Below are 5,988 nucleotides of genomic sequence, written 5' to 3' on the forward strand. Positions count from 1 at the left end.
CCGATGTCGCCGAACCAGCACTTCGATAAACCCGGCAAGTCCCCCTTCATGGACATGCAGCTAGAGCCTGTTTTCGCGGACGAAGGCGGTGCTTCGACAGGCATCAAGATCGATTCGGGCCTTCAGCAAAACCTTGGCATTCGATACGCCACCGCTCGCCGAGTCGATGTATCGACGAACTTCGATGCAGTAGGAACAACGCAGTTCGATGAATCCCTCGCCGACGTCATTCAGTCGCGCGTGACGGGTTACATCGACCGGTTGTATGCGAACGCGCCGATGCAGCGCATCAGCAAGGGCGCGCCGGTTGCGTCGCTGTTCGTTCCTGACTGGCTCGCGCCGCAAGAGGAATATCTGGCGTTGAAACGCAGCGGCATGGACGATTCGATGCTCGCGGCATCGCGTGCACGCATGCGGGCGTTGTCGATTCCCGATGGCGTGGTCGCGAGCCTCGATCGCACCGGCAAAGCACAGACGCACGTCACGTTGACGGCGCCGTCGAATGGCGTGGTGAGCGAACTCGACGTACGCGATGGCGCGATGGTCGCACCCGGCCAGACGCTCGCCAAGATCGCGGGTTTGAATCCGCTGTGGCTCGTGGTGGAAGTGCCGGAAGCAATGGCGCTGCAAGTAAAACCCGGCATGAGCGTGGATGCCGTGTTCGCGGGCGATGCCGCGCAGCATTTCACCGGTCACATCCGCGAGATCCTGCCCGGCATCACTGCAGGAAGCCGCACCTTGCAGGCGCGCCTTTCGATCGACAACAAAGACCTGAAGCTCACCCCCGGCATGTTGATGCGCGCGCGCATTGGCGGCGCAACCAAGGCGTCGCGGCTTGTCGTGCCTTCGGAATCGGTTATCACAACAGGGAAGCGCTCAGTCGTGATCGTCAAGCAAGGCGATGGCCGTCTGCAACCCGTCACGGTCACAATGGGGATCGATACCGGCGGCGATACCGAAGTGCTCAACGGCTTGAACGAAGGCGAGGAAGTCGTCGCATCGGGCCAGTTCCTGATCGATTCCGAGGCGAGCTTGAAGTCGGTTTTGCCAAGGCTTGCGCCTGCGGTTCAAACCTACGAAACCACCGGCAAGGTCGAAGCCGTGACTGGCCACGACATCACGTTGTCGCATCAGCCCGTAGCTGCATTGGGATGGGGCGCGATGACCATGAGCTTCGGCAAACCGTCGCCCATCGCGTTCGCCGATGTCAAACCCGGCGAGACCGTGCACTTCGCGTTCAGGCAATCCGACGATGGCTACCAGCTCACCAAGGTGGATCGCATGGAGGCCGGAAAATGATCGAACGACTGATTCGATGGTCGATCACGAACCGCTTCCTGGTCCTGCTAGCGACGCTTCTGATCACGAGCTGGGGCATGTATTCGGTCACGCAGACGCCGCTCGACGCGCTGCCCGATCTGTCCGATACCCAGGTCATCATAAAGGCGTCGTATCCCGGCAAGGCGCCGCAAGTGGTCGAAGACCAGGTGACGTATCCGCTGACCACGACGTTGCTCGGGGTGCCGGGCGCGAAGACGATTCGCGCGTATTCGTCGTTTGGTGATGCGTTCGTGTACGTCCTCTTCGACGACAAGACCGATCAATATTGGGCGCGTTCACGCGTTCTCGAATACCTGAACCAGGTGCAAAGCCGGCTTCCACAAGGTGCGACGGTTTCGCTGGGACCCGATGCAACCGGCGTAGGCTGGGTGTACGAATACGCGCTCATCGATAAAACCGGCAAGCACGATCTCGGTCAGCTTCGCGCGCTCAACGACTGGTTCCTCAAGTTCGAGCTGAAGGCGGTGCCGGACGTGTCGGAGGTGGCATCGATTGGCGGGATGGTGCGTCAGTATCAAGTCGTGCTCGACCCCGACAAACTTCGCGCTTATGGCATCACGCAAGAGACCGTCACCGACGCGCTGAAAAAAGCCAATCAGGAATCGGGCGGGTCTGTGATCGAGCTGGCCGAATCCGAATACATGGTGCGTTCATCAGGCTATCTTCATTCGCTCGATGACTTCCGCAACGTCGTGCTGCGCACCAGTGATTCGGGCACGCCCGTATTGCTTGGCGACGTCGCGCGGATCCAGATCGGACCGGAGATGCGTCGCGGCATTGCTGAATTGAACGGTGAAGGGGAGGTCGCGGGCGGCGTGATCGTGATGCGTTCCGGCAAGAATGCGCTGACCACGATCGACGCCGTCAAGGCGAAACTCGATACGCTCAGGAAGTCGTTACCGGCAGGCGTCGAAGTGGTCACGACTTACGACCGATCGAAGCTGATAGAACGTGCCGTCGATAACCTGCGCGACAAGCTGATCGAAGAGTTCGTGATCGTCGGGCTGGTCTGCGCGCTGTTCCTGTTCCATTTGCGCAGCGCTTTTGTAGCGATTCTTTCGCTGCCGCTGGGTGTTTTGGCTGCGTTCATTGTGATGCGTTATCAGGGGGTCAATGCCAACCTGATGTCCCTCGGCGGCATTGCCATCGCGATTGGCGCGATGATCGATGCCGCCATCGTGATGATCGAAAACGCCCACAAGCATCTCGAAGCGCATGAGCACGCCCATCCGGATCGGCCGATCACCGCATCGCAGCGATGGGAACTGATCGCGGCATCGGCGGCAGAAGTCGGGCCCGCGTTGTTCTTTTCGCTGCTGATCATCACGATGTCGTTCATTCCCGTGTTCTCGCTCGAAGGCCAGGAGGGGAAGCTGTTTTCGCCGCTGGCGTTCACGAAGACGTACACCATCGCAGCGGCGGCGTTGTTGTCGGTCACGCTGGTTCCAGTGCTGATGGGATATCTCGTGCGCGGCCGCATTCCGCACGAGGACGCGAACCCGATCAACCGCGTGTTGATTCGTTTGTATCGGCCGTTGCTTGAGGCAACGTTGCGTCGTCCGTGGGTTGCGATCGCGCTTGCGGTGATCGCGCTTGGGCTGACGGCGATTCCAGTCTCGCGCTTAGGCGGGGAATTCTTGCCGCCGCTCGATGAAGGCGATCTGCTTTACATGCCCACCGCGTTGCCGGGGATATCGGCGGAAAAAGCGTCCGAGTTATTGCAGCAAACGGATCGCCTGATCAAGACCGTGCCCGAGGTTGCAACGGTGTTCGGCAAGTCGGGACGCGCCGATACCGCGACCGATCCCGCGCCGCTCGAAATGTTCGAGACCACGATCCAGTTCAAGCCGCGCGATCAATGGCGCGCGGGAATGACGCCGGAAAAACTCGTCGATGAGCTCGACAAGACGGTGAAGGTGCCGGGATTATCGAACGTATGGGTGCCGCCTATTCGCAACCGGCTGGACATGTTGTCGACGGGTATCAAGACGCCGGTCGGCGTAAAGATATCGGGCGGCGATCTCGGCGTGATCGACAGGCTCGCAACCCAAGTCGAGGCGACCGTGAAGACGGTGCCGGGCGTGTCGTCCGCGCTCGCCGAGCGTCTGAACGGCGGTCGTTATATCGATGTGGATATCGACCGCCTCAAGGCTGCGCGATACGGCCTTGCGATTGCCGATATCCAGTCGGTGGTGTCATCGGCGGTGGGTGGGGAAAATGTGGGCGAGGTGATTGACGGCCGGCAGCGCTTCCCTATCAACGTCCGCTATCCGCGCGAGGTTCGCGATTCACTGGAGAACTTGCGACGGCTTCCCATTGTCACAGAGCGCGGCGCGCAAATCATGCTCGGCGATGTCGCGGCGCTGAAGATCGCCGACGGGCCGCCCATGATTCGCAGCGAGAATGCGCGGCTTGCGGGCTATGTGTACGTCGATATCCGGGATACCGATCTGCAATCCGCAGTGACGGCAATGCAGCGCGCTGTCGCCGAAAAGGTCGTGTTGCCGCCCGGTTATTCGATCGCGTGGTCGGGACAGTTCGAATATCTGGAGCGTGCATCGGCGAAACTTCGCACGGTGATTCCCGTCACGCTCGTGATCATCTTCGTGCTGCTGTTCCTGACTTTTAATTCCGCTGCTGATGCGTTGCTGCTGATGTCGACGGTGCCATTTGCGCTGGTCGGCGGGTTCTGGCTGATATGGGCTCTGGGTCATGCGGTTTCCGTCGCGACGGCTGTGGGTTTTATCGCGCTCGCCGGGGTCGCCGCCGAGTTTGGTGTGGTGATGCTGCTGTATCTCAAGCGGGCGCTCGATCATCGGCTTCATGGCGGAGTTGTGATGACCGAGGCGCTTCTGATCGATGCCATCCGCGAAGGCGCGGTGCTGCGCGTCCGGCCCAAGGCAATGACCGTTGCCGTCGTCCTTGCAGGGCTGATCCCCATCATGCTCGGCCACGGCGCGGGCTCGGAAGTCATGCAGCGCATTGCTGCACCCATGGTCGGCGGCATGGTCACAGCGCCGCTCTTGTCCATGTTCGTCATTCCCGCTGCATGGTTGCTCGTGAAGCGCCGGCAGTTGCGGCATCCCCTTGGCACGTTGGTGCCTTCTACTCAATCTGGAGAAATCAAATGAAGAAGCTTGTTTGTCTAACGATGGCACTCAGTGCTGCGCTCGCCGTCTCACAATCGGTTCTTGCCGACGACATGGCCGGCATGAAAATGAACGGGGCAATGACGAGTCCGGCTGCGTCGACCAAAGGCGCGTTGACCGATGCGGAAATCAAGAAAGTCGATACCGCGTCTGGCATGGTCACGCTCAAGCACGGCGCATTGCAAAACGTCGGCATGCCGGCCATGACGATGGCGTTCAAGGCGAAAGACGCTGCAATGCTCAAGCAGGCGCACGAGGGCGAAAAAGTGAAGGTGCGCGTTGAAGACGTGAGCGGCACCATGACGATCGTGACGATGCAAAAGCAATAACTCATGTTGGACGATAAATCGCGCTCTTGCAGCGCGATTTATTTTTGCCTTTGCGCGAGTCATGCCAATCCGAAATGAAACTTCAAATTCCCACGCTGCATCCAGCGTCCTGTAAGCCACGTATATAGCTCTGACGCGACGCAATTTCGCACTCGCGCCTTAAGGGGAACATCCATGAAAAAGGCAATGCTGAGAGTTGTGGTGGCGGGCGTTTCGGTGGCTTCGCTGTGTGCTTCGGCTGTGGTATTCGCACAAGGTGGCGGCAACGGTCAGGGCGGTACCGGCGGCGGAAATGCGCATGGAGCGGCGACGGCGGGAATGACGCACTGGGGCGATCCGGTATCGAGCACCAATAGTGTCACGTCCAGTACTGCGCAAAACCCAACCATGGACAAAAGCACGAGCATGGACGCCATGGCGCCTAACAACGCTCCGGGCGCTTCCAAGACCGTGCAGTAACGCAATACGGGGGTCATTCCCCGGCAACCGGCTCGGTATCGTAATCCAAGGACACAATTGCGCTTGAACTAAGCAACGGTATTCGGTTCCTATTTAATAAGTACGGGAGACGATCACATGCTCAAGTCAATTGCATTAGCACTTTGTCTGGCTTCGCTCGGCGGCTGCGTTGTCGCGCCGGGTTACGGATATGGCCAGCCTTACGGTCCAGGCTACGCCGCGCCTGGTTATTACGGCTACGCGCCTGCATATAGCAGCGTTTATATCGGCGGCGGATGGGGCGGCGGTCATTACGACCGTGGTCATGGCGGTTACTGGGGTGGCCATGGGCACGGCGGCGGATATGGCGGCCACGGTGGCCAATGGTCCGGTGGCGGTCATGGCGGCGGCGGAGGCCACGGCGGCGGTGGTGGGCATCGGTAAAGACGGGTCAGCTTGAGCGGCTTTTTTTATTCAATACTGCCGCTCCCGTGCGTCAGAAGCTTTTGACCAGGTTCCAGAAGCTTTTGTCCGCCGCTTAGCCTTCCGTGCCGTTTCCAGCACTGCTATCAATCAAATACTTCGTCCGATCCTTTACGTCCTTGATCCAGGCGGGTGGCCGAGCCCATCCGCTCCACGTAGCGCCAGTCTTGGGATCACGATACTTCGCGGGCAGCTTGCCATTGCTTGCGGATTTCGCTTTGACGGATCGCGTTGCCTTGGGTTTTGCT

General features: G+C 59.8%; 6 protein-coding genes. 5 read left to right on the forward strand and 1 reads right to left on the reverse strand.

What is annotated here, in order from left to right; all coding sequences use genetic code 11:
- The 5 genes from ACFFAR_RS22315 to ACFFAR_RS22335 all read left to right on the forward strand — a co-directional run.
- Positions 1-1,299 (forward strand): efflux RND transporter periplasmic adaptor subunit (locus ACFFAR_RS22315; protein ID WP_375508486.1); only part of this gene is annotated, 1,299 nt, incomplete at its 5' end.
- Positions 1,296-4,472, forward strand: a complete 3,177-nt coding sequence (locus ACFFAR_RS22320) for an efflux RND transporter permease subunit (protein ID WP_375508487.1) — start codon at positions 1,296-1,298, stop codon at positions 4,470-4,472. The genes ACFFAR_RS22315 and ACFFAR_RS22320, both read left to right, overlap by 4 nt.
- Positions 4,469-4,819, forward strand: coding sequence for a copper-binding protein (locus ACFFAR_RS22325; protein WP_375508488.1), 351 nt, complete (start codon positions 4,469-4,471; stop codon positions 4,817-4,819). Before ACFFAR_RS22320 ends, ACFFAR_RS22325 begins: the two co-directional genes overlap by 4 nt.
- A gap of 174 nt (positions 4,820-4,993) precedes the next feature.
- The gene (locus ACFFAR_RS22330) at positions 4,994-5,278 is read left to right on the forward strand and encodes a hypothetical protein (RefSeq protein WP_083637493.1); all 285 of its coding nucleotides are present in this window, start codon (positions 4,994-4,996) and stop codon (positions 5,276-5,278) included.
- A 117-nt stretch (positions 5,279-5,395) separates the two neighbouring features.
- Positions 5,396-5,701, forward strand: a complete 306-nt coding sequence (locus ACFFAR_RS22335; RefSeq protein ID WP_375508489.1) for a hypothetical protein — start codon at positions 5,396-5,398, stop codon at positions 5,699-5,701.
- Between the two features lie 94 nt (positions 5,702-5,795).
- On the opposite strand, the gene ACFFAR_RS22340 is transcribed toward ACFFAR_RS22335, so the two are convergent.
- On the reverse strand, positions 5,796-5,988 hold a 193-nt coding region (locus tag ACFFAR_RS22340), incomplete at its 5' end, for an H-NS family nucleoid-associated regulatory protein (RefSeq protein WP_375508490.1).

Origin of the sequence: uncultured Caballeronia sp., assembly GCF_964243625.1 — a bacterium.
GTDB lineage: Bacteria > Pseudomonadota > Gammaproteobacteria > Burkholderiales > Burkholderiaceae > Caballeronia.